General features: G+C 65.4%; 26 protein-coding genes. 14 read left to right on the top strand and 12 right to left on the bottom strand.

The window, feature by feature from the left end; all coding sequences use genetic code 11:
- Positions 1-158 precede the first annotated feature (158 nt).
- Together J7367_RS13240 and J7367_RS13235 are read left to right on the top strand one after the other, a co-directional pair.
- Positions 159-1,403: a putative DNA modification/repair radical SAM protein gene (locus J7367_RS13240; protein WP_057659163.1), complete on the top strand. Its 1,245-nt coding sequence runs from the start codon at positions 159-161 to the stop codon at positions 1,401-1,403.
- A 297-nt stretch (positions 1,404-1,700) separates the two neighbouring features.
- On the top strand, positions 1,701-3,137 hold the full coding sequence (locus J7367_RS13235; protein ID WP_057659165.1) for a UdgX family uracil-DNA binding protein: 1,437 nt from the start codon (positions 1,701-1,703) through the stop codon (positions 3,135-3,137).
- A gap of 502 nt (positions 3,138-3,639) precedes the next feature.
- Here J7367_RS13235 and J7367_RS13230 read toward each other — a convergent pair.
- A complete protein-coding gene (locus tag J7367_RS13230) occupies positions 3,640-4,197 on the bottom strand; it encodes a fasciclin domain-containing protein (RefSeq protein WP_005922001.1) in 558 nt (185 codons plus the stop codon).
- Positions 4,198-4,893: 696 nt separating this feature from the next.
- Between J7367_RS13230 and J7367_RS13225 the strand changes: the two genes are divergently transcribed.
- The 3 genes from J7367_RS13225 (at position 4,894) to J7367_RS13215 (ending at position 8,532) form a co-directional block, all read left to right on the top strand.
- Positions 4,894-6,531 (top strand): Na+/H+ antiporter, encoded by a 1,638-nt coding sequence (locus tag J7367_RS13225; RefSeq protein WP_057659189.1) that lies wholly within the window; start codon positions 4,894-4,896, stop codon positions 6,529-6,531.
- A gap of 298 nt (positions 6,532-6,829) precedes the next feature.
- Positions 6,830-7,774: an ABC transporter ATP-binding protein gene (locus J7367_RS13220; RefSeq protein WP_046832524.1), complete on the top strand. Its 945-nt coding sequence runs from the start codon at positions 6,830-6,832 to the stop codon at positions 7,772-7,774.
- Positions 7,771-8,532, top strand: a complete 762-nt coding sequence (locus J7367_RS13215) for an ABC transporter permease (RefSeq protein WP_007963059.1) — start codon at positions 7,771-7,773, stop codon at positions 8,530-8,532. Before J7367_RS13220 ends, J7367_RS13215 begins: the two co-directional genes overlap by 4 nt.
- Positions 8,533-8,948: 416 nt before the next feature.
- Here the strand turns inward: J7367_RS13215 and J7367_RS13210 are convergent, their stop codons facing one another.
- The gene (locus J7367_RS13210) at positions 8,949-9,212 is read right to left on the bottom strand and encodes a DUF3297 family protein (RefSeq protein ID WP_022560054.1); all 264 of its coding nucleotides are present in this window, start codon (positions 9,210-9,212) and stop codon (positions 8,949-8,951) included.
- 165 nt (positions 9,213-9,377) lie between these two features.
- Here J7367_RS13210 and J7367_RS13205 point away from each other — a divergent pair, with 165 nt between their 5' ends.
- Positions 9,378-9,929 carry a hypothetical protein gene (locus tag J7367_RS13205; RefSeq protein WP_007963056.1) on the top strand — a complete coding sequence of 184 codons (552 nt, stop codon included), beginning with the start codon at positions 9,378-9,380 and terminating at the stop codon, positions 9,927-9,929.
- A 293-nt stretch (positions 9,930-10,222) separates the two neighbouring features.
- Here the strand turns inward: J7367_RS13205 and J7367_RS13200 are convergent, their stop codons facing one another.
- The 6 genes from J7367_RS13200 to msrB form a co-directional block, all read right to left on the bottom strand.
- The gene (locus tag J7367_RS13200; protein WP_057659166.1) at positions 10,223-10,507 is read right to left on the bottom strand and encodes a DUF4031 domain-containing protein; all 285 of its coding nucleotides are present in this window, start codon (positions 10,505-10,507) and stop codon (positions 10,223-10,225) included.
- Between the two features lie 8 nt (positions 10,508-10,515).
- Positions 10,516-11,100, bottom strand: coding sequence for a hypothetical protein (locus J7367_RS13195; protein WP_057659191.1), 585 nt, complete (start codon positions 11,098-11,100; stop codon positions 10,516-10,518).
- 236 nt (positions 11,101-11,336) lie between these two features.
- Positions 11,337-12,494: a flagellar motor protein MotB gene (gene motB / locus J7367_RS13190; protein ID WP_057659168.1), complete on the bottom strand. Its 1,158-nt coding sequence runs from the start codon at positions 12,492-12,494 to the stop codon at positions 11,337-11,339.
- Positions 12,495-12,504: 10 nt separating this feature from the next.
- Positions 12,505-13,359, bottom strand: coding sequence for a flagellar motor stator protein MotA (gene motA / locus J7367_RS13185; protein ID WP_003489127.1), 855 nt, complete (start codon positions 13,357-13,359; stop codon positions 12,505-12,507).
- 97 nt (positions 13,360-13,456) lie between these two features.
- Entirely contained in the window at positions 13,457-13,945 is a 489-nt protein-coding gene (locus tag J7367_RS13180; RefSeq protein ID WP_022560050.1) for an MliC family protein, read from the bottom strand.
- Positions 13,946-14,293: 348 nt separating this feature from the next.
- Entirely contained in the window at positions 14,294-14,758 is a 465-nt protein-coding gene (msrB, locus tag J7367_RS13175; RefSeq protein WP_057659193.1) for a peptide-methionine (R)-S-oxide reductase MsrB, read from the bottom strand.
- 231 nt (positions 14,759-14,989) lie between these two features.
- On the opposite strand from msrB, the gene J7367_RS13170 reads away from it, so the two are divergent.
- On the top strand, positions 14,990-15,418 hold the full coding sequence (locus tag J7367_RS13170) for a hypothetical protein (RefSeq protein WP_057659170.1): 429 nt from the start codon (positions 14,990-14,992) through the stop codon (positions 15,416-15,418).
- 70 nt (positions 15,419-15,488) lie between these two features.
- Here the strand turns inward: J7367_RS13170 and J7367_RS13165 are convergent, their stop codons facing one another.
- Positions 15,489-15,968, bottom strand: a complete 480-nt coding sequence (locus J7367_RS13165; RefSeq protein WP_007963043.1) for an Lrp/AsnC ligand binding domain-containing protein — start codon at positions 15,966-15,968, stop codon at positions 15,489-15,491.
- 148 nt (positions 15,969-16,116) lie between these two features.
- Here J7367_RS13165 and J7367_RS13160 point away from each other — a divergent pair, with 148 nt between their 5' ends.
- Complete coding sequence (locus tag J7367_RS13160; protein WP_057659171.1) at positions 16,117-17,406, top strand: D-amino acid dehydrogenase; 1,290 nt, start codon at positions 16,117-16,119, stop codon at positions 17,404-17,406.
- Positions 17,406-18,506: an alanine racemase gene (alr, locus tag J7367_RS13155; RefSeq protein ID WP_057659174.1), complete on the top strand. Its 1,101-nt coding sequence runs from the start codon at positions 17,406-17,408 to the stop codon at positions 18,504-18,506. The genes J7367_RS13160 and alr overlap by 1 nt, the downstream gene beginning before the upstream one ends.
- 325 nt (positions 18,507-18,831) lie before the next feature.
- On the opposite strand, the gene J7367_RS13150 is transcribed toward alr, so the two are convergent.
- Positions 18,832-19,407, bottom strand: coding sequence for a DUF3016 domain-containing protein (locus J7367_RS13150; protein ID WP_057659176.1), 576 nt, complete (start codon positions 19,405-19,407; stop codon positions 18,832-18,834).
- 248 nt (positions 19,408-19,655) lie between these two features.
- On the opposite strand from J7367_RS13150, the gene J7367_RS13145 reads away from it, so the two are divergent.
- The 5 genes from J7367_RS13145 to J7367_RS13125 all read left to right on the top strand — a co-directional run bounded on the left by J7367_RS13145 (position 19,656) and on the right by J7367_RS13125 (position 24,585).
- The gene (locus J7367_RS13145; protein ID WP_057659178.1) at positions 19,656-20,102 is read left to right on the top strand and encodes a hypothetical protein; all 447 of its coding nucleotides are present in this window, start codon (positions 19,656-19,658) and stop codon (positions 20,100-20,102) included.
- Positions 20,089-20,379, top strand: a complete 291-nt coding sequence (locus tag J7367_RS13140; protein ID WP_057659180.1) for a hypothetical protein — start codon at positions 20,089-20,091, stop codon at positions 20,377-20,379. The genes J7367_RS13145 and J7367_RS13140 overlap by 14 nt, the downstream gene beginning before the upstream one ends.
- Positions 20,380-20,484: 105 nt before the next feature.
- On the top strand, positions 20,485-22,521 hold the full coding sequence (locus J7367_RS13135) for a PAS domain-containing sensor histidine kinase (protein WP_057659182.1): 2,037 nt from the start codon (positions 20,485-20,487) through the stop codon (positions 22,519-22,521).
- 329 nt (positions 22,522-22,850) lie between these two features.
- Positions 22,851-23,159 carry a DUF3247 family protein gene (locus tag J7367_RS13130; protein WP_022560040.1) on the top strand — a complete coding sequence of 103 codons (309 nt, stop codon included), beginning with the start codon at positions 22,851-22,853 and terminating at the stop codon, positions 23,157-23,159.
- Between the two features lie 88 nt (positions 23,160-23,247).
- Positions 23,248-24,585, top strand: coding sequence for a sorbosone dehydrogenase family protein (locus J7367_RS13125; protein WP_057659184.1), 1,338 nt, complete (start codon positions 23,248-23,250; stop codon positions 24,583-24,585).
- Positions 24,586-25,022: 437 nt separating this feature from the next.
- On the opposite strand, the gene J7367_RS13120 is transcribed toward J7367_RS13125, so the two are convergent.
- Together J7367_RS13120 and J7367_RS13115 are read right to left on the bottom strand one after the other, a co-directional pair.
- Positions 25,023-25,283: a hypothetical protein gene (locus J7367_RS13120; RefSeq protein ID WP_074053337.1), complete on the bottom strand. Its 261-nt coding sequence runs from the start codon at positions 25,281-25,283 to the stop codon at positions 25,023-25,025.
- Between the two features lie 58 nt (positions 25,284-25,341).
- Positions 25,342-25,530: hypothetical protein (locus J7367_RS13115; RefSeq protein WP_209028937.1), on the bottom strand; the 189-nt coding region annotated here is incomplete at its 5' end.

Genomic DNA, 25,530 nt, shown 5'->3' with positions numbered 1-25,530 from the left:
GTGCCGATTGGGAAGGTTGTAGGCGCAGGTTCGGTAGCAGCGGGTTCGCATGCAGTCGCGCGCTGCCGGATCGTGCCAACCCGCAGCGCTCTGAAGCATTCACGATCAGGTGCAGGCGAGTCTCATAGGCTGAGACGCCCCCGCTGCATGCTGCCCGCGTGAAAATCCTCGACAAGCTTGCCGTCCTCGCCGACGCCGCCAAATACGATGCCTCCTGTGCTTCCAGTGGCGCCAACAAGCGCAACTCGCTGGGCACCGGCGGCATCGGCAGCACCGAGGGCATGGGCATCTGCCACTCGTACACGCCCGACGGCAGATGCGTGTCGCTGTTGAAGATCCTGCTGACCAATTTTTGCATCTTCGACTGCGCGTACTGCGTCAATCGCGTGTCCAGCAATGTACGCCGTGCGCGCTTCACGCCGGAAGAAGTGGTCACGCTCACGCTGGACTTCTACAAGCGCAACTACATCGAAGGCCTGTTCCTGTCCAGCGGCATCATCCGCAACTCCGACTACACCATGGAGCAACTGGTGGAAGTGGCGCGGCAGTTGCGCGAGGTGCACCATTTCGCCGGCTACATCCATCTCAAGACCATCCCGGATGCGGCCCCGGAGTTGCTGGCGGCGGCCGGACGCTATGCCGATCGCTTGAGCATCAATGTGGAGTTGCCCACCGAACAGGGCCTGACGTTGCTGGCGCCGGAAAAAAGCGTGGGCGGCATTCGCTCGGCGATGGGCGAGCTGCGCTGGCGCATCGAAGAAAACCAGCTCGAACGCAAGGCTGAAACGGTGCGCCGTGCCAAGCCGCCACGCTTCGCGCCGGCCGGGCAGAGCACGCAGATGATTGTCGGCGCCGACAATGCCAACGACCGCAGCATCCTGGACACCAGCCACAACCTCTACGGCAATTACCGCATGCGTCGGGTGTACTACTCGGCCTTCAGCCCCATCCCGGATGCCTCGTCCAAGCTGCCGCTGCAGGCACCGCCCCTGCAGCGCGAGCACCGGCTGTACCAGGCCGACTGGTTGCTGCGTTTCTACGAGTTCAGCGTGGAAGAAATTGCGCCGGCGCAGTCCAGCGGCATGCTCGACCTGGACGTGGACCCCAAGCTGGCCTGGGCATTGCGCAACCTCGAGCGCTTCCCGGTGGACTTGAATGCGGCACCGCGCGAAATGCTGCTGCGCGTACCGGGCCTGGGCACGCGCAACGTGGAGCGCTTGTTGTTGTCGCGCCGGCATGCGCGCTTGCGCGTTGGCGACCTGGCGCGGCTGCGCGTACCGATGAAAAAGCTGTTGCCGTTCGTGAGCGTGCTCGATCACCATCCGCGTCAGCGCCTGGACGATCCGGTCAGGCTGCGTGCGCAGTTGGCGCCTGCGCCACGGCAGGCGAGTCTGTTCGACTGAGCATTTCCCGCCCGCAACGATGCCGCGTCCTTCTTCCACTGGCACGGTGTCCTTCTTCATGCAGCAGAAGGGCCAGAAGCGCGGATGACGGCGCGCGGGCGCCGCGCGGTGGTACCGATAAACGTCGCTGTTGACGCGAGCCAATGCCAGCGTTCGCAAATCCCCAATCCCAATCCCAATCTCCGCTCAATCGCATCTGACCCCGCCAGCGCAGGTACCGTGCATGCTGGTAACGGCATTGCGCGGCCATACGGTTCCGAAGCGCATGTCGGCACCCCTACAGGAGCAAGGCAGACGATGTTCAGCGCCGAGGTGGAACCCGCGTGGAGTTTTGAAGCATGGCGTGCATTGGCGCGGGCAGGCTGGTGTGCGCAGGTGGAGCCGGACGATGTGGCCTGGAATGGCGGGGCGCAGGGCGGCTTGTTGATGGGGCAGGGACTGTTGGCATTGCCGGCCGTGGTGCCACCACCGCGGGTCTCTGCAGATTTCATGCAGTTGGCGGCCTCGGTGCTGTGTCACCGCGACCCGCAACGGCACGCCGTGTTGTATCGCTTGCTGTGGCGCGTTGCCTCTGGGGAAAAAGCCTTGCTGGAGCGCGCCACCGATGTGGATGTGCACCGGCTACGGCAATGGCAAAAAGCGGTGCAGCGCGATGCCCACAAGATGAAGGCCTTCGTGCGCTTTCGTCGCCTGCCCGGGGAAGAAGAAGACTTCGTGTCCTGGTTCGAGCCCGAGCACTGGATCGTGGATCGCGTGGCGCCGTTTTTTGCGCGCCGGTTTGCCGGCATGCGCTGGGCGATCCTGACCCCGTACCGCAGCGTGCGATGGGATGGGCAGGCGTTGACCTTCGGCGAAGGCGCGGTGCGCACCCAGGTACCCGCCGACGATGCGCAGGAGACGCTCTGGCGCACGTACTACGTGCATATCTTCAACCCGGCGCGGCTCAACCCGACCATGATGCGGCAGGAAATGCCGCAGAAATACTGGAAGAACCTGCCCGAAGCCACGCTGTTGCCGGAGCTGATCCGCGATGCCGGCGTGCGTGTGCGCGAGATGGCCGAACGCGCGCCCGAGCCGGTACGGCGACGGGTGCCGGCGGCACCTGCGCCATTGCCTGAAGTGGCAACCCAAAGCCTGGCGCAGTTGCGCACTGCCGCACGCGATTGCCGGCGTTGCGAACTGTGGCAGCCGGCAACGCAAACGGTGTTCGGCGAAGGACCCGACGATGCGTCGGTGATGGTGATCGGCGAGCAGCCGGGCGATGAAGAGGACTTGAGCGGTCGTCCGTTCGTCGGACCCGCCGGGCGCCTGTTCAACATGGCGTTGGGCGAGCTGGGTGTGGACCGCGAGAAGTTCTATGTCACCAATGCGGTCAAGCATTTTCGTTTCGAGCAGCGCGGCAAACGGCGGCTGCATCGCAATCCGGAGCGCACCCATGTGCAGGCCTGCAGCGGGTGGTTGCAGGCCGAGCGGGCGCAATTGCGTCCGGCGCAGATCGTCTGCCTGGGCGCGACTGCGGCGCAAGCCGTGTTGGGAAGCCGCTTCCGATTGATGCAGCAACGCGGGCAATGGCAGCGTCTGGACGACGGCACGCCGGTATTGACCACGGTGCACCCGTCCTGGGTATTGCGCCAGCCATCGACGGATGCGCGCGAAGAAGGGTATCGTGGATTTGTCGAAGATCTCCGTCGGTTGCTGGATCCACCGCCGCCGTCCAGCGATCAGTCGAGATAGGGAAATAGCGCGCCACACGGGCAAAAAAATACGCGTGCAAGGGCACGCGCACGGTGTCGGAGAATCGGGACACCAAGCGGAGCCACCGGCAGGCCGGTCACTCCCTCACCGCCGTTTGGCGGTTTGATTGCGACCGCTGGAGGCTGGCTCGCGCGACGTACAGCATGATCGAACCACGCCTTGCCTGTGCTGGTGCGCTCGCAGATCAACGGCCATCCACTGCAGATCCGTGACATGGCATTGCTGATCAACTAGCGACAAACAGAACCGACCGGACAGTCGTCAGGCGCTGCCTCCTGGTAGGCAACGTGTGTGTCGATGCCGAGCAATGTCTGCGTTTGACAAGCGCTCGCCGCGTCGACGGCCAATGTCTTCAAAAATAGCGCCTCCCATGCCTTGACGCGCTGCATGAAAGCGCTGCGCCATCGGCGGAAAAATCGCATTCCGCCGATGGCAGTGTGCGTGCGTCAGCAACGACGCGTCGCGGTGCGACTGCAGGCCATTACGGCATCAGCACCTTGTCCACCACGTGGATCACGCCATTGCTCTGGATCACATCGGCGATGGTGACGTTGGCGGTGTTGCCCTTGACGTCGGTGATGGTGACCTTCTTGCCATTGAGCTTGGCGGTCAGCGGCTCGCCCTGCACGGTGGTCAGCGTGGCGCTACCGCCACCGGCCTTGATCTTGGCGATCAGCGAGGCCGCATCCACCTTGCCCGGCACCACGTGATAGGTGAGCACCTTGGTCAGGGTCGGCTTGGATTCGGGCTTCAGCAAGGTGTCGACGGTGCCGGCCGGCAGTGCCGAAAACGCCGCATTGGTCGGTGCGAATACGGTGAACGGGCCCGGACCCTTCAGCGTCTCGACCAGGCCGGCCGCTTTGACGGCAGCCACCAACGTCGTGTGGTCCTTAGAGTTGACCGCGTTGTCGACGATGTCCTTGGTCACCAGCATCGGCGCGCCGCCAACGGTCGGATTGGACGCAGCATAGGCGGGGGCCAGGGCGCTGGTCAGGGCAATGGCGGTGGCAACGGCAAGCGACTGGAATGAAGTCTTCATGAGGCATCGATCCTTTTGGGTTGGCGATCGCCTGGATGGCAACCGTAGCGTCAATACGCGCCTGCGAAACCGCCGGATGCATCACGCTGTTTTGACATTCATCACCGCGTTCGGCGTGGTGACGGTGGCGTCACAGGGGAGTGCAAGCGCCGGTGCACGAGTGAGGCCAGGACCGGCGCGATACGACGCCGATCGCTGCGTCCCGCTCGCGCATCACCTGTGGCCATAGCGCGATGGCGAGGACCGCTCCAAGGAAACAGCGGCACACCGCAACGTCCCATGCATGCTCTCGGGTCGACCGGATCGACTGTTCACGCACGCTCCGGCCGGCGTAGACGGACCTGTGTCAAGGGTGTCGGCGGCGATTGCGAAACACCCGTGCATACGTTGTTGCATCGTCCTTCCCTGCTTCCGCCGCAGCCGCTCTCCATCGCGTCGATGCGCGACCGGTCTGCCGCAGCATACGCGCTTGGACATCGTCATTGCGCCTGCCTCCATTTGCCAGCGTATCGGGCACCGGCCAATTGAACCGAACCGCAACAACCCTGCCGCATCGCCCCACATGCCAAGGTGCGGGGCAATGCTGCGGTTTTCATCACCGGGTGCAACACGGTATGGTCCGGTAGGTGCGTTGTTGTGCGTCGCAATATGCGATGCCGCATGTGCGGCCGCTTTTTTTTTCATTCCGGGTTCTTCATGCATTCGATCGATGTCGTCCTCGCCATGTTGCTGGCGGTCGCGGCCAGCGGTTACCTCATCCGCATCCTGCCGTTTTCGCTGCCGTTGCCGTTGGTCCAGATCGCGCTGGGCGCGGTAGTCTCCGGCGTTTTCGATGCAGGGCACGAGCTGGAACCGGAGCTGTTCTTCCTGTTGTTCCTGCCGCCCCTGTTGTTCCTGGATGGCTGGCGCATTCCCAAGCAAGGCTTGTTCCGCGACAAGGCGGCCATTCTGGAACTGGCGTTGGGGCTGGTCATCTTCACCGTGATTGGCGCCGGCTTCTTCATTCATTGGCTGATACCGGCAATGCCGCTGGCCGTGGCATTCGCGCTGGCGGCGATCATTTCGCCGACCGATCCGGTGGCGGTGTCCTCGATCGCCTCCAAGGTGCCGATTCCCAAGCGCCTGATGCACATCCTGGAAGGCGAGTCGCTGCTCAACGACGCCTCGGGCCTGGTGTGTTTCCAGTTCGCGGTGGCGGCGGTGCTGACCGGGACCTTCTCGGTGGCGGCCGCTTCGCTGACCTTTCTGTGGGTGGCGCTGGCCGGCCTGGCCCTGGGCGTGGCGACGACCTTTGGGTTGAGCCGCATCCAGGCCTGGATCTGGCGGCATTTCGGCGAGGAGCCCGGTTCGGCGATCCTGGTCAACCTGCTCACCCCATTTGCAGCGTATCTGCTGGCCGAAGCCTTCCACGCCTCCGGCATCCTGGCCGCAGTGGCCGCCGGCATCACCATGAGCTACGTGGAAATGGCCGGCAATGCACCGGGCAATATGCGCCTGCAGCGTTCGGCGGTGTGGGACACGGTGCAGTTCACCTTCAACGGCATCATCTTCGTGCTGCTGGGCGAGCAGTTGCCGGGCATCCTGGACGGTGCGGTGCGCAGCGTGCAGGAAGCCGGCCACCTCAATCCATGGTGGCTGGCGGTGTACGTGGCCACCATCAGTCTCAGCTTGATGGCGTTGCGTTTTGTGTGGGTGTTCCTGTCGTTGCGCTGGAACATCTTCAAGGCGCAGCGGCGTGGCGAAGCGCATGTCAGCCCGCCGTGGCGCATCGTGGTGGCGGTGTCGCTGGCCGGCGTGCGCGGTGCGATCACCCTGGCTGGCGTGCTCACGCTGCCGTTGATGCTGGAAGATGGCTCACCCTTCCCGGCCCGCCAGTTGGCGATCTTTCTGGCGGCCGCGGTCATTCTGGTGTCGTTGCTGGTGGCCAGCGTCGCGTTGCCGCGGCTGTTGCGTGGGCTGGAGCTGCCCGAAGAAGAAGACGAGCAGCTCAAGGAAGATCTGGCCGTGAAAGCCGCTTCGCAGGCAGCGCTGGATGCCGTGGAAAAGCTGCGCCAGCGGCTGGTGGAAGACAGCAAGCATGCCGAGCGCTACAACGCGGCGGCCAACCAGGTGAGCCAGCGCTATCAGCGCAAGCTCGGCGCGGTGGACATGGCCGAGACCGATCCGGAAGAGGCGGTTGCCTACGAAAAGGCGCTGCGCCAGTTTCGCCATGCGGCATTGGTGGCCGAGCGCAATGAGTTGTTCAAGCTTGCGCGACGACGCGAGATTTCCGACGACCTGTCGCGACGGCTGGTGCGCAACTTGGATCTGATCGAGTCGCGCAAGCGCGCTTGAGCGCGCTGATGTGCGCGTGAATCGGGAGTCGGGATTGGGGAATCGCAAGAGCCACGGCGGTTGCCGTGTTTGGGTAGGAGCGCACCTGGGCGCGATGGGGCGTTGGTGGGAAAGCCCCATCGCGCTCAGGCGCGCTCCTACATAGAGATACGCCAACACCGAGATGCAGCGTGCGTGCGCAGCACGGTTCGTTCACGCTCCTGCGCGCGTGTCGGGAGACACCATCCCACCCGCACTGCTGCCATTTTCATGGCGCACCGCCTACCCTGTGGCGCTTATCGTCATTCGCGTCGGACCCATGACTTCGATCGTTTCCATCCAGGGCTTGAGCAAGACCTACGCCGGCGGTTTCCAGGCGCTCAAACAGGTGGATCTTGAGATCCGGCGTGGCGAGATCTTCGCGCTGCTCGGCCCCAACGGCGCTGGCAAGACCACCTTGATCAGCATCATCTGCGGCTTGATCAACCCCAGCACCGGCAGTGTGCTGGCCGACGGGCACGACATCGTGCGCGACTACCGCGCCGCGCGTGCCAGCATCGGCCTGGTACCGCAGGAACTGGCCACCGATGCGTTCGAGACGGTGTGGGCCACGGTACGTTTCAGTCGCGGGCTGTTCGGCAAGCCGGCCAATCCGCGATATCTGGAAACCATCCTGCGCGAGCTGTCGCTGTGGGAGAAACGCAACAACAAGATTTCCACGCTCTCCGGCGGCATGAAGCGGCGTGTGCTGATCGCCAAGGCGCTTGCCCACGAGCCGCGCATTCTGTTCCTGGACGAGCCCACGGCCGGTGTGGACGTGGAGCTGCGTCACGACATGTGGCAGATGGTGCGGCGGCTGCGCGAGCAGGGCACCACCATCATCCTGACCACCCACTACATCGAAGAGGCCGAAGACATGGCCGACCGCGTCGGTGTCATCAATCGCGGCGAGCTGGTGCTGGTGGAAGACAAGCACACGCTGATGCGCAAGCTGGGCAAGAAGCAGCTCACGCTGAGCCTGCAGGCGCCGTTGCAGGCGTTGCCCGCCGCGCTGGCCGATCTGCCGCTGGAGCTGTCGGCCGACGGCAATAACCTGATCTACACCTTCGACACCCAGGCCGAGCAGACCGGCATCGGTGCCTTGCTGCGCCGGCTCAACGAGCAGGGCATCGATTTCAAAGACCTGCATTCCAGCGAAAGTTCGTTGGAAGAGATCTTCGTCAACCTGGTGCATGGCGCACGTCAGCAGGAGGTGCGCGCATGAACCTGCATGCGATTGCAGCGATCTACCGCTTCGAAATGGCGCGCGCTTTCCGCACGCTCACCCAGTCGATCGCCTCGCCGGTATTGTCGACCTCGCTGTACTTCGTGGTGTTCGGGGCCGCGATCGGTTCGCGCATGGGCGATATCGACGGCATCAGCTACGGCGCCTTCATCATTCCCGGCCTGGTGATGCTGTCGCTGCTCAACGAGAGCATTTCCAACGCCTCGTTCGGCATCTACATGCCGCGCTGGGCCGGCACCATCTACGAGGTACTGTCCGCGCCGGTGGCGTGGTGGGAGATCGTGATCGGCTACGTGGGCGCGGCGGCGACCAAGTCGGTGATGCTGGGGTTGTTGATCCTGCTGACCGCACGGCTGTTCGTGCCGTATGAGATCGCGCACCCGGTGTGGATGCTGGGCTTTCTGGTGCTCACCGCGCTGACCTTCAGCCTGTTCGGTTTCATCATCGGCATCTGGGCCGATGGTTTCGAAAAACTGCAGGTGATTCCGCTGATGGTGGTGACGCCGTTGACCTTCCTGGGCGGCAGTTTCTATTCGATCAACATGCTGCCGCCGTTGTGGCAGAAGGTCACGCTGTTCAACCCGGTGGTGTATCTGATCAGCGGCTTCCGCTGGAGTTTTTACGGCAAGGCCGATGTGCATATCGCAGTGAGCACCGGCATGACGTTCCTGTTCCTGCTGGTGTGCCTGGGCATCGTGGCGGCGATCTTCCGCAGCGGTTACCGGCTCAAGGCGTGAGTGAGGGATGCAATGGTTTGGTTGGCCGCATCCTGGTGGACGCCGGCAGGTGTCCAGGTAAGGCGCTGAGTGGGTCGAATGCGCGGTGCCCTCACCGCTCGCGGGACACGCCGTAACCCCGTTCCGTAGGGGCTCGATGGCGGTATCCATCATGCCGCCAACGGTCCCGCAATCGGCAAGGACATCGCACCAGACAGTTCCTGGCGGCTTTATGGAAAGCATCGCGCACCGACCAACTTGACTGGTCCTTGCCCGCCCACCGTCGCGGGACACTTGGCGGCATGGATGCCGCTACGGAGCTTACAAGGACCTACTTTCAGCGTGTCCGGCGACGGTGGGCTGCGAGGGCCCTGCGGCCAGGGCACAGATCAGCCGACCTGCAGCAGCGTTGTGCGAAGTCGTGTTGTCCGCTGTTTTTACTCGGCAGCCTTGGCGCCGTCCTTGGTGTCCAGGTAATAGGCCACCACTTCGCCCTTGATCTTCATCGTCATCGGGTTGCCGCGACGGTCGCGCGCCTTGCCGACCTGCACCTTGATCCAGCCTTCGCTGACCGAGTATTCCTCCACGTTGTCGCGTTCGACACCGTTGAAGCGCACGCCGACGCCGCGGTTGAGGGCATCGGCATTATGGAACGGGCTGCGTGCGTCGATGGCCAGGTGATCGGGAGGGGTATCGCTCATGGGAAAGGCGTCATGGCGGCCGGGATAGCCGTCTTCGGCCGCACAGGATACGGGCCTGCGCCGGGAAGACCAGCCCCGGCGACGCGGTGACGTGCGCCAATCGGTTTGCTTGCGCGCCGTCAGGCCTCACACTTCCGCCCCTGCACTCCAGCAAACGAGACCGCAATGCCTGACAACAGTGCCGACTACGAAGACGACGAAGGCCTGCAGCCCGAGGGCGACGAAGACGATGTGGATGACCATCCGGCGCGGGTGTGGAACCTGCTGATGCTGATCAACCCCGGCGACGAGGACACCGCGTTGGCCCAGTTCGACGCCTGGCGCGAAACGCAGGCCGAGGCCGATCACGACGCAGGCGACGACGCCTGGTTGTGGGCGCTGAAGGACGCGATCGACTGGCGCTCTGGCTTTTATGTGGACTGGAAGGACGCCGATGCGTTCATCGCCGCCATCGACGAGCTCAGTGCGCGCTGGAACCTGCGCATCGACTGGGGCGGCGACCTAGACGACGAAGATTTCGCTGGCAACCTGGAGGTCCCCGATCTGATGGCGGTGGCATTCGATCGCCTGCGCGAGCACGGCTACTCGCTGTGGAACTGGAACACCGGTGGCGATGCCTACGCCGGCTGGATTGCGCTCAGCCGCGACGACGACGCCATGCTGGCGCTGACCTCGTTGCTGGGGGTGGAAGTGCGGCTGGGGAATGAGGCGTTTTGAAGGCTGGGATTGGGGATTCGGGATTCGCAGGAGCGGTCTGTGGGTGTGTAGGGCGTGTCGAGCCGTGGTGGTGCGCGCTCCTCGGCAGCACGCCCAGCGCGTGCTGCCGGTAGGATCGGCCGCGCAGGCATGGTCCACGGCCCGGCGATTGCCACGTAGCAGCGTGCCTGCGCGCGACGGGCGTTAACGGGATGGCTGCTCGCGCTCGGGCGCGCTCCTACAACGGCGAGCCGCCAATCAGGCTGCGGCCACCGCCGTTGCGACTCCCTCATCCCCACTCTCCAATCCCCGCCTCACGGCATCTCGCCCCGCGCCTGCGCACGCGCATTGGCGATCAAGGCCTTGAGCAGTGCGCGGTCGGTGTGGCGGGAGATGGGAATGGCGCCGTGGGCAATGGCCTCAAGGCGGAGCGGTGCGGGCACGTCGTAGTGCGCACCGCTGAGTTTGTTCTGGAAGGCGCGGCGGGGAATGCCCAGCCGCGCCGCCATCGTATGCAGCTCGTCCAGCGTATCGCCGAGCAGGTGCGCCCAGCGCTGATCGCGCCACAGGTGCACCGCATCGTCGACATAGACGGCCACCGGCCGGGTCAGGCCTTCTTGGACTTCTTCGGCTTCTTGCCGTCGCTGGCGCCGTCGGGCTCGTCCGCCGCAGTGTCGGAAGCCTCGTCGCTGGCGTCTGCCGCAGTGTCGGTGGCGCTGGCAGTGTCGTCTTCAGCCACGTCGTCAGCACCGGCCTCGGTGCCGGCGTCCTCTGCTGCGTCTTCCGCGTCGCCGTCTTCATCCGCATCGGCGTTCTGGAACTCGGACACCAGCTTGGTCAGGTATTCCTCGGCGGTCTGGCCTTCGTCGGCGGCCAGGTCGTCGATCATCTGCTGCAGCTGGGTCGAATATTCCAGCGAAATGGTCTTGCCTTCGGCTTCCTGCAGGTTGGCCAGGTGCTTGAGCATGGCCAGCATCGGGACCGGGTTGTCGGCGCTGCCCATGGTCTGGCCGCCGATCGACAACATCCACTCGCTGCCACCCTGCAGGCCGATCGCGGCGACCACGCGGCCATCGGCGTCCTGCAGCACGGCATGGTTGGTGACCTGGGGCGCCTGGCCCAGACGGACGAAAGGGCGCTTGGGCTGCTGCTTCTTACGCTTGTCGCGCTTGGCTTTGGAATTGCGGGACACGGTGTTCTCGACGCTGGGAATGGCCGGCCATTCTAGAGCGTGCGCCGCACGATGCGATGCGTAGCGGAGTTGGCCCGTGGATGCGGCCGGGCGGCCGGGACGCACCGTCTTCGCAGGCACCGACCGAGGAGCCACCACCAGTACGCCAAGCCCGAACAACCGCAGGCCATGTTCCCGGGGGCGATTTCCTGGCGAATCCCAATCGCCGCCTGCGCCTCCAGGCCCCCCGCCCCGCGTTACTGCTTCTCCACCGCCGCTTCTGCCGCTTTGGCGAGCGCCGTGGCAGAGGCCACCTGCGCGCTGGAAGACATGCGTGGTCCTGCCGGACGCGCAGCAGCAGTTCCTGCCGATGCCAGGGCCGGAGCCGGGGTCGCAGCTGCGGCAGCGGCAACGGGCGGGGCCGTGGCTGGTTTTGCGCCTTCGGCAGGCGTCCCCACGGTGGCGGTGCCGGTGGCCGCGGCGCCGCTCAGATCCGGCACCTGGGTGTCGGCATCGTGCAGCGATTTGCCCAGGGCCACGCCTTGTCCGGCGCCGGCCAGGGCCGCGTTTTCGGCGTCCTGGGTCATCACCACGATACTGATGCGGCGGTTGATCGGGTTCTGCGGATCGGTCTTGTCGAACAGCACCGACGAGGACAGCCCCACCACGCGCGTCACCTTGGCATCGGACATGCCCCCGGCCACCAGGGCGCGGCGCGCGGCATTGGCGCGGTCGGCGCTGAGTTCCCAATTGGTGTAGCCGGCATCGCTGCTGTAGGCGGTGGTGTCGGTATGACCGGTGATGCTGATGTGGTTGGGTACCTGATTGATGAAGCTGGACAGCTCGCGCAGGATCGCCATCGTATACGGCTTGAGTTGGTCGCGGCCGATGTCGAACATGGGGCGGTTCTGCTTGTCCACGATCTGGATGCGCAGGCCATCGGGCGTGAGGTCCAGCAGCAACTGGTCCTTGAACGGCTCCAGCGCCTGGCTCTTGTCGATGGCCTCCTTCAGATCCTGCATCAGCGCTTCCAGGCGCTTCTTGTCCTTGGCGCGGCTGTCCACGTCGGTATCGGCCGCGTTGTCGCGCTTGCGGCCCATTTCGTCTTTCTGCCCCTTGGCCATGTCGGCGGTACCGCCGAGCTTGATCATCGAGGTGCTGGCGCCGCCGGGTCCGTTCATGCCGGGCGAAGGCGCCGGCGATTTGCCGGACAGCGGGCTGGGGTTGCGGAAGTATTCGGAGATCGCCGCGCGCTGTTCCTTGGTGGTGGCCGCCATCAGCCACAGCACCAGGAAGAAGGCCATCATCGCGGTCACGAAGTCGGCAAACGCCACCTTCCAGGCGCCGCCATGATGGCCGCCGCCCTGTACCTTCTTGACCCGTCGGATGATGACGGTGGATTTGGCCTCGGCCATGACCGTGGCCCTACTTGATCGTCTTCAGGTGCGTTTCGAAATCGCCGAAGCTCGGACGCACATTGGAGGGCAGGGTCTTGCGCGCGAATTCCAGCGCAATCTTCGGGTTGTAGCCACGCAGGCAGGCCAGCAGCGCGGTCTTGACCGCTTCGTAGATGCGCCCGTCCTGCTCGGCACGCGCTTCCATCGCCGCCGACAACGGCGAGACGAAGCCATAGGCCAGCAGGATGCCGAGGAAGGTGCCCACCAGCGCGGCGCCGACATGGTGGCCGATCTCTTCGATCGGCCCGCCGATCGAGCCCATGGTGATCACGATGCCGAGCACCGCCGCCACGATGCCGAAGCCGGGCAGGCCGTCGGACACCTTGCTCAGCGCATGCGACGGCGCCAGGGCTTCGTGATGGTGTTTTTCCAGTTCCAGTTCGAGCAGCGGTTCCAGCTCGTGCGGCTCGATGTTGCTGCCGATCATCAGGCGCAGGCAGTCGGTGATGAAATCCAGCAGGTGATGGTCGGCCACTACCTTGGGGTAGTTACCGAAGATGGTGCTGTCCTGCGGCTTTTCGACATGGTCTTCCAGCGCCATGAAGCCGTCGCGGCGCGCCTTGTTCAACAGCTCGTAGATCAGGCTCAGGGTGTCCTTGTAGTCGTCGGACTTGTACTGCGGGCCCTTGAACACGCCCATGATGCCGCTGAGGGTTTCCTTGACGATCTTGCCCGGCGTGCTGACCAGGAAGGCGCCCAATGCCGCGCCACCGATGATCATCAACTCGTACGGCTGCCACAGCGCGCCCAGCTTTCCGTGCGACAGCACGTAGCCGCCGAGGACGCTGACGATGACGACGATGAAGCCAACGATGATGAGCATGGCGCAGCCGGAAGCAAACTGGGGTTGCTAGTGGTTTCGGCTTGCGCGGCCGATTCTTGAAGCGCACCGCGTGAAGACGTGCGCTGTAGCTGAATGTCTAGCCGATTGTGGTGGCGGTCTCATGCACGCATTTGAGCGCCTCGCCGCCTGCCAGCGACAGCGTCGCTTCGCCGGCGTGTTCCCACCATTGGTTGCCCTGCGCATCGGCAAAGCGCGCCCCGGATGCCGCCTGGGCACTGAGCAGGATCAGCGTGCGGCCTTCGAGGGTCAGCCGCAGGGTATCGGTGGCCGCGTCGAAGCGTGTCGCGATCGTGCGTGGGCCACAGCGCCAGGCCACCGTCTGCGCGGGACGCGCGGGGTCGGCAGCCGCCGCGGCCGGGGCGGGCGTCTTGGCCGGACGCGGCAGCGGGCCGGTCACGCTGGCGTCGGTGCCTGTGGCAAGCGGGCGGGCATCGGCCTGGATGCCGGCTGGCTGCGCTTGTGCAGGCTTGGCGTCCTGCGCTGCAGAGGGCGGGCGACCTGCGTTGCAGCCGGCGAGGGCGGCGGCCAGCAGGCCGGTAAGCAGCAGGGATGAGGACATATGCATCTGCGGACTCCTGCCTGGTTGGGATCGCCGCCGGGTTGCGGCGGCTGGACGTGGAGTGCTGGGTTCCGGCGCCGCCCAAGCGGGTGCATCTTGCGCGCCGGAGCCGGGAAGGCCTGCCCACGACTGAACACGCGGCCGCTTCACGGCTGGGACGTAGCCTGCGTGTGGCCGCCCGGACGGAAATCAAGCCGTGTCTGGAGTTCTCGCGCCGCAACCGATTTTCACAGCGCTAGTGCCGGCTCGAATCACCCGCGAGCGGTGCTGGCCTCGGCGCACAAAAGCGCAGGGAGGCCTTGTCGAGCGCCTCCAGACACTGCAATGGCCGTGGCCTCGCAGGTAGGCGGGCCGTCAGTCCGTCTGCGCTTCGGCGCCTTGGCGATCCAGGGGGTTCGGCAGGGCCTGGCCGTTTTCGGTGAAGCCCAGCGAGACCGAGTTCAGGCAGTGGCGCTCGCCCGTGGGGGGCGGGCCGTCCGGGAACACATGTCCCAGGTGGCTGTCGCAGCGCGCGCACACGATTTCTGTGCGGATCATGCCGTAGCTGGTGTCGCGGATCTCGCGCACATGGGCAGGGTCGTAGGGCGCAAAGAAGCTCGGCCAGCCGGTGCCGGAGTCGAATTTGGCGCTGGAACGGAACAACGGCAGGCCGCACAGCCGGCAGGTATAGACACCGTCCAGCTTGTTGTCCAGGAACACCCCGCAGAATGGCGCCTCGGTGCCATGGTGCAGCAGCACGCGCTGTTCCTCGTCGCTGAGCCCGGCGATCAGGGCATCGCGTTGGGCGGGGGAGGGAGGGGTCAGATCGAACTGGCTCATGAGGCTCTCGCATGCGCTCGCCAGCGGGGTGCCGGCGCCTGCTTCCGTGATGTGGGCATTGTCGGGGTGGTTCAACCGTTGAGACGCAGCCAACGGCCGGCCACTACGGTGGAAGTCTTCGCACCGCAACCACCTTGCGAAAGCGTTCATCCCCCGGCCGGTCGCATGCATTGCCGCAGCGTCCTTGCGCCCCAATCACTGCATTACCCTCAAACACGCAAGGTGCCTGTCATGGCGATCCACTCATCAAGCCGCCGCGTTCTGCTGTGCGTTCTACTGACGATGACCAGCGCGGTGGCGGCGCAGTCGGCCACCACCACGCGCTCGTCCACGACCTTGCAGCCCATTACCACGCCGACGCCCGTCCAGCCCACGGTGACGCCGCCGCGCACGCTGCAGCCGGCGCCTTCCGCCGCACCGGTGCCCTCGCAGCTGGGGCAACGCCCGGTCGCGCCGAGCATCCCCACGCACGGGCCGGCACAAACGCCGATCGCGCCTGCGGGCAGCCAGGTGGCGCCGACCAAGCCGATGGTCTACGACCGCAATGGCCGCTTGCTGCAGGGCATGCAGCCGGCCGGCGCCAACCGGGTGCTGGATACCAAGACCGGCCGCTACTATGACGCGGTACCGGCGGGCGATGGCATGCGCGTGGTGCGCTGACAGCAGCGGCGCGATCTGCCGATGCCAACCGTCAACCGCGAACCGCCAACCGCCAATCCCGAATCCCGGCTCAATCGGCGATCGGCAACGCCAGCGTCTCCTTGACCTCTTCCATCACAATATAGCTCTTGGATTCACGCACATGCGGCATGGTCAGCAAGGTGCTGCCGAGCAACTTGCGATAGGACGCCATCTCGCTGATGCGCGCCTTGAGCAGGTAGTCGAAGTCGCCGGAGACCAGATGGCATTCCAGCACGTTGGGCAGCTTTAGCGCGGCGCGGCGGAATTCTTCGAAGATGTCGCCGGATTTGTAGGCCAGGCTGATCTCCACGAACACCAGCAGGCTGGCCTTGAGGTAGTGCGGGTCCAGCCGCGCGTAATAGCCGGTGATTGCGCCGTCGCGCTCCAGCCGTCGCACGCGCTCGGTGCATGGCGTGGTCGACAGGCCGACCCGCTCGCCCAGTTCGGTAAACGAAATCCGCCCCTCCTGCTGCAGGATGCGCAGGATCTTGCGGTCGATCTTGTCCAGCTCGCGGGCGCGGGTGCTCATGGGGTTTGTCTCGGCAAGGTTTGGCAGGAAGTTTCACTGCAAAGCCGTGCCGATTCCAGAAATGGCACTGCCTGGCTCGCAATATACTGCGTCTAACTGTCCCCCTCTGTGCGTAGTTGTGGGGGAATGCCCTTTCCAGGAGAACGACATGCGTGTGCTCATTCTCGGTAGCGGCGTCATCGGCGTGACCAGTGCGTGGTACCTGGCACAGGCCGGTTGCGAAGTGACCGTGGTCGACCGCCAGCCGGCGGCGGCGCTGGAGACCAGCTACGCCAACGCCGGCCAGCTGTCGTTTGGCTACACCTCCCCCTGGGCCGCACCCGGCGTGCCTGGCAAGGCGGTGAAGTGGCTGTTCGAGCAGCACGCGCCGCTGTCGATCCGCCCCACCCGCGACCTGCGCCAGCTGGCCTGGCTGAGCCAGATGCTGCGCAACTGCACCGCCGAGCGCTATGCGGTGAACAAGGCGCGCATGGTGCGCATGTCCGACTACAGCCGTGATTGCCTCAACGCCTTGCGCGCCGAGACCGGCATCGAATTCGAAGGCCGCCAGCTGGGCACCACGCAGTTGTTCCGCACCCAGCAGCAGCTGGATGCGGCCGCGCAGGACATCGAAGTACTGGCCCAGTACGGCGTGCCGTACGAGCTGCTGGGCCCTGAGCAGATTGCGCAGTTCGAACCTGGACTGGCCGGCGGCGGCGCGCAGATGGCTGGCGCGTTGCGCCTGCCCGAAGACCAGACCGGCGACTGCCGCCTGTTTACCCAACGCCTGGCCGAACTGGCCGCGCAGGCAGGTGTCACGTTCCGCTACGGGCAGCAGATCGAGCGGCTGGAGCATGCCGGCGGCCAAATCACTGGCGTGCAGATCGATGGCCGCATCGAGACCGCCGACCGCTACGTGCTGGCGCTGGGCAGCTATTCGGCCGATTTGCTGCTCTCGCTCGGCCTGCATCTGCCGGTGTACCCGCTCAAGGGCTATTCGTTGACCATCCCGATCGTCGATGCGCAGCGCGCGCCGACCTCTACGGTGCTGGACGAGAGCTACAAGATCGCGCTCACCCGTTTCGACGACCGTATCCGCGTCGGCGGCATGGCCGAGGTGGCCGGCTTCGACATGTCCTTGAATCCGCGTCGTCGCGCCACCCTGGAAATGGTGGTCAACGACCTGTTCCCCGGTGGCGGCGATCTGGCCCAGGCCGAGTTCTGGACCGGCCTGCGCCCGGCCACCCCGGATGGCACCCCGGTGGTCGGCGCTACCCCGTATGCCAACCTGTTCCTCAACACCGGGCACGGCACGCTGGGCTGGACCATGGCCTGCGGCTCCGGGCGCTACCTGGCCGACCTCATGCAGGGCCGCACGCCCGACATCGATACCGAAGGCCTGGATGTGTTCCGCTACCTGTCGCCACGCAGCGCGCGTCCGCAGCGGGAGGCTGCGTAGTGCGTCCTGCGCAAGCGTCGATCGATCTGGAGGCGTTGCGGCACAACTACCGCCTGGCCAAGCGCCTGGGCGGCAGCAAGGCGCTGGCGGTGGTCAAGGCCGACGCGTACGGGCATGGCGCAGTGCGCTGCGCGCAGGCGCTGGAGCCGGAAGCCGATGGCTTCGCAGTGGCCTGCATCGAAGAGGCGCTGGAACTGCGCCAGGCCGGTATCGGTGCGCCGATCCTGTTGCTGGAAGGATTCTTCGAACACGACGAGCTGCGCCTGATCGCCGAGCACGATCTGTGGACGGTGGCGGCCACGCCGCAGCAGGTGCGCGCGCTGGCCGAGTTCCAGAGCCCGCGGCCGTTGCGGGTGTGGTTGAAGATGGACAGCGGCATGCATCGGCTGGGCCTGTCGCCGGAAGACTTCCGCGCCGCCTGGCTGCGCCTGCGCGGGCTGCCGCAGATCGCCTCGCTGGTGCTGATGACCCATCTGGCGCGCGCCGACGAACTGGACTGCAGCCGCACCGACGAACAGGCGGTGGCCTTTGCGCTGACCGCCGGCGGCATGCGCGCGGAAACCAGCCTGCGCAATTCGCCCGGCCTGCTTGGCTGGCCGGCACTGCGCAACGACTGGTCGCGCCCTGGGCTGATGTTGTACGGCGCCAACCCGTTCCCGGAGCACACCGCGCACACCGCGCAACTGCGTCCGGTGATGACGCTGCGCTCGCGCATCATTTCGGTCCGCGATCTGCCGGCCGGCGAGCCGGTGGGCTATGGCGCCCGCTTCGTTGCCGAACGACCCACGCGCGTCGGCGTGGTGGCGATGGGCTATGCCGACGGCTACCCGCAGTTCGCACCCAACGGCACCCCGGTGCTGGTGGACGGCCAGGTCTGCCCGTTGATCGGTCGCGTCTCGATGGACATGCTCACCGTGGACCTCACCGACCACCCGCAGGCCGACATCGGCACGCCGGTGCAGCTGTGGGGTGATGCGCCGCAGGTCGGCGCGCTGGCCGCCCAATGCAACGTCAGCGCGTACCAGCTGCTGTGCGGGCTCAAGCGGGTGCCGCGGGTGTATATGGGCGAGGCTGCAGCGAGCGAGGGAGTCACGCGGTGAGGTGTCCCTTCTCCCACCGGGGCATTGTCCTCCTTCGTGGGGAGAAGGTGCCCCGAAGAGGCGCATGAGGGGGACGTGCGAAGCCACATGCACTTCGAACAACAAGTGGGCTTCGCTCGTACCTTCAGCCCAACCCCCGCTCCGCGCCCCGGCCCGCGCTAGCAGCGCGGGCGCTCCAAGGCACGCGCGCCAGTGGCGCGCAAGCAGTGCCTTTCCGCCCGACGGGAGGGGGCTCTAGCGCGCCCACAGACAAAAACGGCGCGTTGCCACGCGCCGTTGTCTTTCAAGGCCGAGTTGCTTTCCCGGCGCCGTCGGCACCGACCAATCACAACCCAGCCGTACTGCGATCAGTGCGGAACTGCTTGCGCACCCAGTCGTCGATCATCGCCTTCTCAAAGCGCAGCGGGTCGCTGTCGGTCAGGCGCGGTCCGCTCATCAGGAAGGCCGAATCCACCAGCTTGCGTTCGCCCTGGTCGATCACGCGGCCATCGGCGCCGGTGAGCGTGTAGGTGAAGCTCAGGCGCGGCGGGTAGATGTCCTTGACCACGCGCACGTCCTGCATGCGCGGCCCGTGCCAGGGCTCGTACTGGCCGGCGCGGCGGATGTCGGTGATGGTCACGCTCAGGTGCTGGCCGTCGGGCAACTGGCGCGCTGCGCTCTGCTGGAAGTGGGTGGCCAGCTGGGTCACCCAATCGCCGCGTTGCGCCTCCCAACGGTTGCCGCTGAAGCGCACCTCGGAGAACTGCGCAGGGTCGGTCCAGCGCACATCCACCTTGCCATCGCTGCTGAGCGCGCGCGGCGCATCGGGGTCGGTGACGTTGCGCACCCCGGCCTGCACGCCGGTCGCCGCAAGCAAGCCAGCCAGCAGCAGGCTGGCGCCGGAAAGAGTGGAACGTTTCATCGAAAGCCTCCAAGCGGAAGGTACGGTGTGTACCGGCTGTTCCCGCAGTGTGGGGGTGGCTCCGAGGGCCCGCAACGCGCAGCACACCTGGGTCCGCGACCACGTTGCCGCGCGGTTAATCTGCACTGTAAAGCCATGACGGCGGGTTCACTGCGCCTGCGCCCGCGCTTCACGGCACAGCCCGGAAGATCGCCAGCATGGACACCCACTCTTTCCGCACAAAATCAGCGTCTTCGGCGCCGGCACACATGCCGTCGGACGTGCGTCTGCAGTTCATCGACTGGGCCAAGCAGCACGGTCACAACCCCGCTTCCGGTGCGGCCGCCTTCGTGGCACTGCAGAGCGAGGTCGACCTGGACCTGGCAACGCGCGCATTGCAGTTGGAGCCGGGTGCCGATCCGCGTGATGCGCTCCGCGAGCATCTGGCAGCGTTGGCGCGCCAGGTGGATGTGGCCGTGCAGTTCCCGCCGGTCTACACCTACACCGCGGCCGATGGCCTGGACTATCGCTACTCGCTGATGCTGGTCATTGCCGAAGATTGCGTGGAGTGGACCGGCCGGGTCTGGCACCACCTGGACTACCAGGGGATGCTCACCGGCCGTGGACAGGGTCCGCGTGCTAACTACACCCAGCTGGCGCGCATGGCGCTGGAACACGAGCTTGATCAGGAGCGTCCCCGTTATGTCCAGGCATGAACTCGAACTGCAACTGCCGGTGGGCGCGGAGATTGCCAGTGGGGAAGACGGCTTCAGCCAGCGCTGCCGCGTCGAATGCGCACAGATGGGGGTGGCGCGGGTGCGCCTGTTGCTGCTGGACTCCGATTACACGCGGTCCACCGCCTGGCGCGAGGAAGCGCAGCGCTGGATGGACGAACAGCTGCGCCGCGAGGGGGAATGGGTCTTTCGCGGCGTGATCGCCGGCATCGTGGTGCTGGCAACCTGCATCGGCTTCGCTGCCACCACCTTGTGGTAAACCCGGGACTTGGCAACGAAAACGTGAACTTTGCCAGCCTGGCGTGCACCCGCTGACGACATCGGGCATGGTTTCATCTGCCCGTCATCCGCTCCGGCAGCATCCGTGGTTTCCGATTTGAGCACTCCTTCTTCCAGCCCTACGCTGGCTGCCGCACTGCCGGCCGCCATCGCCGAGCCGTTTCTGGACCCGGCGATGTATCACGAGATTTTCCACAACATCGACGCCGGATTCTGCGTCATCGACATGGTGTTCGACGGCGAGCAGGCGGTGGACTATGTGATCCGCACCACCAATGGCGCCTTCGAGCGCTATACAGGTCTGTCGCCCCACGCACTGAACGTCTCCATCCGCAACCTGCTCCCCGAGCACGAGCAGGAATGGTTCGACCGCTATGGTCACGTTGCGCGCACCGGCAACCGCATCCACTTCGAAATGCAGGCCAAGGCGCTCAAGCGCTGGTATTCGGTGGATGCGTTCCGGGTCGGGCAGCCGGAGCAGGCGCGGGTGGCGATCCTGTTCATGGACATCACCGAGCGCAAACGCGTCGAGCGCGAGCTGGCCGAAAGCGAGGCGCGTTTCAGTGCGCTGGCCGACGGCTTGCCGATGCCGGTGTGGGTACTGGACGCGCAGGGCGTGGCGCGCTTCGTCAACAGCGCGTATGGCGAATTTTTCGGCCTGGATATTTCCAGCGGTACGGTGTCGGCGTGGAGCGAACTGCTGCATCCGGACGACTTGCCGACCTTCCAGTTCGAGCTGGCGGCATCGCTGCAGGAACAGCGCGGCCTGCGCGCGCTGGTGCGCGCGCGCCGCCATGATGGGCAGTGGCGCTGGATCGAAATGACCGCCACGCCGCGCTATTCGGCCGACGGCCGTTTCATCGGCCTGGCCGGCAGCAGCCCGGACGTGACCGAGCAGCGCGAGATCGAACTGGCGCGCGAGCAATTGCTGGAATCCGAGCGCAGCGCGCGCAACGAGGCCGAAAGCATGGCGCGGCTGAAGGACGAGTTCCTGGCCACGCTGTCGCACGAACTGCGCACCCCGCTGACCACCATCCTGGGCTGGAGCGAGTTGCTGCTGCAGCGGGTGGAAGAAGGCCAGCCGTATTACAAGGGGCTGTCGGTGATCGCCAGCAGCGCACGTGCGCAGAAGCGGCTGATTTCCGACATGCTCGATCTCAGCAGCATGTTGCTGGGCAAGGTGCAGCTGGAAGTCGAATCGCTGGATCTGGTCGAGCAGGTGCGCGAAGCCTTGAATACCCAGGAGCTGGCTGCCGAAGGCAAGGACCAGGTGCTGGAGCTGCACGTGCCGCCCACGCCATGCCTGGTGCTTGGCGATGCCACGCGCCTGCAGCAGGTGTTGTGGAATCTGCTGTCCAACGCCATCAAGTTCACCCCGGCACATGGCCGTATCGACGTCAAAATCGAGCGCGACGACGGGCATCTGGGGGTGTCGGTCTGCGACTCCGGCGATGGCATTGCAGCGGAATTTCTGCCGCATCTGTTCGGCCGTTTCCGCCAGGCCGACGGCACCACCACGCGCCAGCATGGCGGCCTTGGTCTGGGCCTGGCCATCGTGCAGCAGCTGGTGGAAATGCACGGCGGCCAGGTCGGTGCCACCAGTGGTGGGCGTGGCAAGGGCGCGACCTTCACCGTGCGGCTGCCGGAACATATTCCCGATCAGGCCAAGCGCCCACGCCGCGAATTGCGGCGGCGTCTGATGTCCGAACAGATCGTCGAAGCGCGCGCGCTCAACGGTCTGCGCCTGCTGGCGGTCGAAGACCAACCGGACATGCTCGATTATCTGCGGCGTCTGCTCGAAGAGCAGGGCGCCGAAGTGGTCACCGCCGGCAGCGCCACCGATGCGCTGGCATTGATCGATCACCGTGGCCACGCGCGCTTCGATCTGATGCTGACCGATATCGGCATGCCGGGCATGGACGGTTACGGCTTGATCCGCACGGTGCGCGAAAACCTCGGGCTGGATGCCACCGCGTTGCCGGCCGTGGCAGTCACCGCCCTGGCCCGCGAAGACGACCGCAAGCGCGCGCTGGAGTCCGGGTTTCAGGAACATCTGGCCAAACCCTACAGCGTGGCGCAACTGGTCACGGCCGTGCGTGCCGCGCGCCAGGCGGTGGAGTGACGGCGCGTAGCGCACAGCCGCGCAGCGGGTCACCGCAAGGTGGTGAGGCGACGCGTTGGATGCGCAGTAGCGTGCGTGTTGCTTGCGTACCCGGCGTCTTTCCATGAGGCGCCGATCTACCCCGAACAACCGATCGTCATGCGACGCACAGGTCGTTTCATGGATGAGCCTTTCACCACCGTTGCAGCATGGCCGCGCTAGAAGACGGATGCGTGCGCATGCGTGGCGACAACGCCGCGCCAATGCCGACCAAGGGCGCCCAGTACGTTTTCTGCCTCTTTCACGCATGCTGGCCTAGCTTGACGCGCTCAGCCCATGGAGATCGCGCAATGCCCAAGTACGCCCCGCACGTGTATTCCGAACAGGTCCAGATCGCCACGCTCGAACATTGGGTGTCCCTGCTCGATGGTCAGGAGCGTGTACGGATCGAGCTCGACGACGGCAGCATGATCAGCGGCACGGTCGCCGTGCGCCCCAGCCTGCAGACCTATCTGGACGACCACGACAACGAAGGAGTGAACGGTCAGCTGCGACTTGACCAGCTGGATGCATCGCAGGAGCCGCAATGGATCTGGATGGACCGGATCGTGGCGGTGCATCCGTTGTTGCTGGGCGCCGATCCGCAAGTCATGCCGTGACGGCGGTGTGTTGACGGTGTGTTTACTTCTCACCGTCGCATTGGCGGCATGATCACTGGCTGACGCAACCGTCCAGGATTTGCCCGCAATGAATGCATCCCGATTGAAGTTCGCTCGCTGGCCGCTGTCGTTGATGGCGCTTGCCGTGCTCGCCGCGTGCGGCGATACGGCAACGTTGGCGATCGAACAGGGGACCGGGCCGGACCCGCAATTGCCCGAGCCGGTGAAGCGTCTGATTCCCACCGTCAAAGTGGCGCCGGTCAAACGCTGGGCAGCCAATGCCAGGCCCATGGCGGCCGACGATCTGCAGGTTGCAGCGTTTGCGCGCGATCTGGATCACCCGCGCTGGATCTACGTGCTGCCCAACGGCGATGTGTTGGTGGCCGAAACGGCCGAGCCGCCCAAGCCCGAAGATGCCGAAGCCGGCGGCGGGCTGCGCAAGAAAGTGCAGGGCGCGATGATGAAAAAGGCCGGCGCGGCGGTGGCGAGCGCCAATCGCATTACGTTGCTGCGCGATGCCGATGGCGACGGCGTGGCAGAGGTGCGTACGCAGTTCGTCAGCGGCCTGTTTTCGCCGTTCGGCATGGCGCTGATCGGCGACCGCTTTTATGTCGCCAATGCCGATGCGCTGGTGAGTTTTCCGTACAAGGCCGGCGACACGCATCTCACCGCCAAGCCGACCTTCGTTGCCAATCTGCCCGGCGGAATCAACCACCATTGGACCAAGTCGCTGCTGGCCAGCCCGGACGGTAGCAAGCTCTATGTCGGCGTCGGCTCAAACAGCAACGTAGCCGAAAATGGCATGGAAGCCGAGCTCAATCGTGCGGCGATCCTGGAGATCGACCCGGCCACCGGCACCAGCCGCGTCTTCGCTGGCGGCTTGCGTAACCCGGTGGGCACCGCGTGGGAGCCGCAGAGCAAATCGCTGTGGGGGGTGGTTAACGAGCGCGACGAAATCGGCAGCGACCTGGTGCCGGACTACCTGACCTCGGTGCGCGACGGCGGTTTTTACGGCTGGCCATACAGCTACTACGGCCAGCACGTGGACGAGCGGGTCAAACCGCAGAATGCCGAACTGGTGGCCAAGGCGATCAAGCCCGATTACGCGCTCGGCCCGCACACAGCATCACTTGGCCTGAGCTTCGCCAGCGGCAGCCTGCTGCCCGAGCGTTTCCGCCAGGGCGCCTTCATCGGCCAGCACGGCTCGTGGAATCGCGACCCGCCCAGCGGCTACAAGGTGCTGTTTGTCCCGTTCGCCGACGGCAAGCCCAACGGCCCGCCGATCACGGTGCTGGACGGATTCCTGGATGCCGAAGGCAATGCACAGGGCCGCCCGGTGGGCGTGGCGCCGGACAGTCGCGGCGCATTGTTGGTGGCCGACGATGTAGGCAATGTGATCTGGCGGGTGACGCCGAAGGCGCGCTGAGCCCGCATGCGACCGCTTGCGCAGGAGAGCAGGCAATCCCAGCTGCGATGGGAGACACACCTCTCCCACGAATTATCCTGGGTGTCTTGTAGAGGGGACCCCGAAAGTAGCTGAGGGTGCCGTGCGCAGCCTGCGTTCACCGTGCTGAAAACCACTCAACCGCGCCGCTGCCCTGCGCTGCAGGCTGCAACTCGAAACACGCAGCGTCGGAAGCGCAGCACCGGGGTATTGCCGGAAAGTACGGTTGCCCGCAAGCGAACCCATATCAGTGGTCGGGCTGACCCCATCCGATAGACGCAAAACCGAGCAAGCGTCTGGTCAATTCACGTGCAGCCTGTCGGCAGTGACCTATGCGCGCTTTGATCGAGGGCGCCTGACGCATGCTCCATCGCGTGCGGCAGAGCAGGTTCCAGGCGCCCGCATCGAGTACCTCGCCCTTAACGGGGTGCCTCCGGCGAGGCACTGAAGCGCCGCGCGTAGCCACGCTCTTCGGTAATGCGAGTGATGTCCTCGTCGGCCATTTCCGGGGCGCCATACACCGCGTAGGCCACCGTGCCATCGCCACGTTCGCCAATCTGGTGCAGGCGGTAGCGGGGTCTGCCGGCGCCAGTGTTTTCGGGGTAGTGCATCGGTGGCGGGGTGTCGTCCAGATCCATCTCGCTGTTGTCGACAACTCCTCCTACGAACAAGGCTCGCATCGCGTCTCTCCGCTGTGGGCTTGGATGCCAGCCTAGGCGGGCGAATGTTGCGTGCGCATCAATAACCTGTGTAGACGCGGCGACCAGCAGGCAATATGACCACGGCGCTCCCTGCAATGGCGGGGGAAGCAAGACGGCCGATTTTCAAGTTGCGGAGTTGACTAAGGAAGGTCTGAACAACGAGACCTGACAGGGCGGAAGGTGGCGTCGTTCCGAAGAGTGGCTTTTGGAACTTCGGAATTTCGCC

Origin of the sequence: Xanthomonas sp. D-36-1 (assembly GCF_017746155.1) — a bacterium.
Classification (GTDB): Bacteria; Pseudomonadota; Gammaproteobacteria; order Xanthomonadales; family Xanthomonadaceae; genus Xanthomonas; species Xanthomonas cissicola.
This window is presented reverse-complemented; position numbering and strand designations above follow the sequence as displayed.

Bases quoted from the DNA above. Each gene is read 5' to 3' on its own strand.
- J7367_RS13225 (WP_057659189.1), top strand. From the start codon at position 4,894: ATGCATTCGATCGATGTCGTCCTCGCCATGTTGCTGGCGGTCGCGGCC.
- J7367_RS13130 (WP_022560040.1), top strand. From the start codon at position 22,851: ATGCCCAAGTACGCCCCGCACGTGTATTCCGAACAGGTCCAGATCGCC.
- J7367_RS13215 (WP_007963059.1), top strand. From the start codon at position 7,771: ATGAACCTGCATGCGATTGCAGCGATCTACCGCTTCGAAATGGCGCGC.
- J7367_RS13170 (WP_057659170.1), top strand. From the start codon at position 14,990: ATGGCGATCCACTCATCAAGCCGCCGCGTTCTGCTGTGCGTTCTACTG.
- motA (WP_003489127.1), bottom strand. From the start codon at position 13,359: ATGCTCATCATCGTTGGCTTCATCGTCGTCATCGTCAGCGTCCTCGGC.
- motB (WP_057659168.1), bottom strand. From the start codon at position 12,494: ATGGCCGAGGCCAAATCCACCGTCATCATCCGACGGGTCAAGAAGGTA.
- J7367_RS13230 (WP_005922001.1), bottom strand. From the start codon at position 4,197: ATGAAGACTTCATTCCAGTCGCTTGCCGTTGCCACCGCCATTGCCCTG.
- J7367_RS13150 (WP_057659176.1), bottom strand. From the start codon at position 19,407: ATGAAACGTTCCACTCTTTCCGGCGCCAGCCTGCTGCTGGCTGGCTTG.
- J7367_RS13205 (WP_007963056.1), top strand. From the start codon at position 9,378: ATGCCTGACAACAGTGCCGACTACGAAGACGACGAAGGCCTGCAGCCC.
- J7367_RS13160 (WP_057659171.1), top strand. From the start codon at position 16,117: ATGCGTGTGCTCATTCTCGGTAGCGGCGTCATCGGCGTGACCAGTGCG.
- J7367_RS13140 (WP_057659180.1), top strand. From the start codon at position 20,089: ATGTCCAGGCATGAACTCGAACTGCAACTGCCGGTGGGCGCGGAGATT.
- J7367_RS13165 (WP_007963043.1), bottom strand. From the start codon at position 15,968: ATGAGCACCCGCGCCCGCGAGCTGGACAAGATCGACCGCAAGATCCTG.
- J7367_RS13220 (WP_046832524.1), top strand. From the start codon at position 6,830: ATGACTTCGATCGTTTCCATCCAGGGCTTGAGCAAGACCTACGCCGGC.
- J7367_RS13210 (WP_022560054.1), bottom strand. From the start codon at position 9,212: ATGAGCGATACCCCTCCCGATCACCTGGCCATCGACGCACGCAGCCCG.
- J7367_RS13180 (WP_022560050.1), bottom strand. From the start codon at position 13,945: ATGCATATGTCCTCATCCCTGCTGCTTACCGGCCTGCTGGCCGCCGCC.
- J7367_RS13120 (WP_074053337.1), bottom strand. From the start codon at position 25,283: ATGCGAGCCTTGTTCGTAGGAGGAGTTGTCGACAACAGCGAGATGGAT.
- J7367_RS13125 (WP_057659184.1), top strand. From the start codon at position 23,248: ATGAATGCATCCCGATTGAAGTTCGCTCGCTGGCCGCTGTCGTTGATG.
- msrB (WP_057659193.1), bottom strand. From the start codon at position 14,758: ATGAGCCAGTTCGATCTGACCCCTCCCTCCCCCGCCCAACGCGATGCC.
- J7367_RS13235 (WP_057659165.1), top strand. From the start codon at position 1,701: ATGTTCAGCGCCGAGGTGGAACCCGCGTGGAGTTTTGAAGCATGGCGT.
- J7367_RS13145 (WP_057659178.1), top strand. From the start codon at position 19,656: ATGCCGTCGGACGTGCGTCTGCAGTTCATCGACTGGGCCAAGCAGCAC.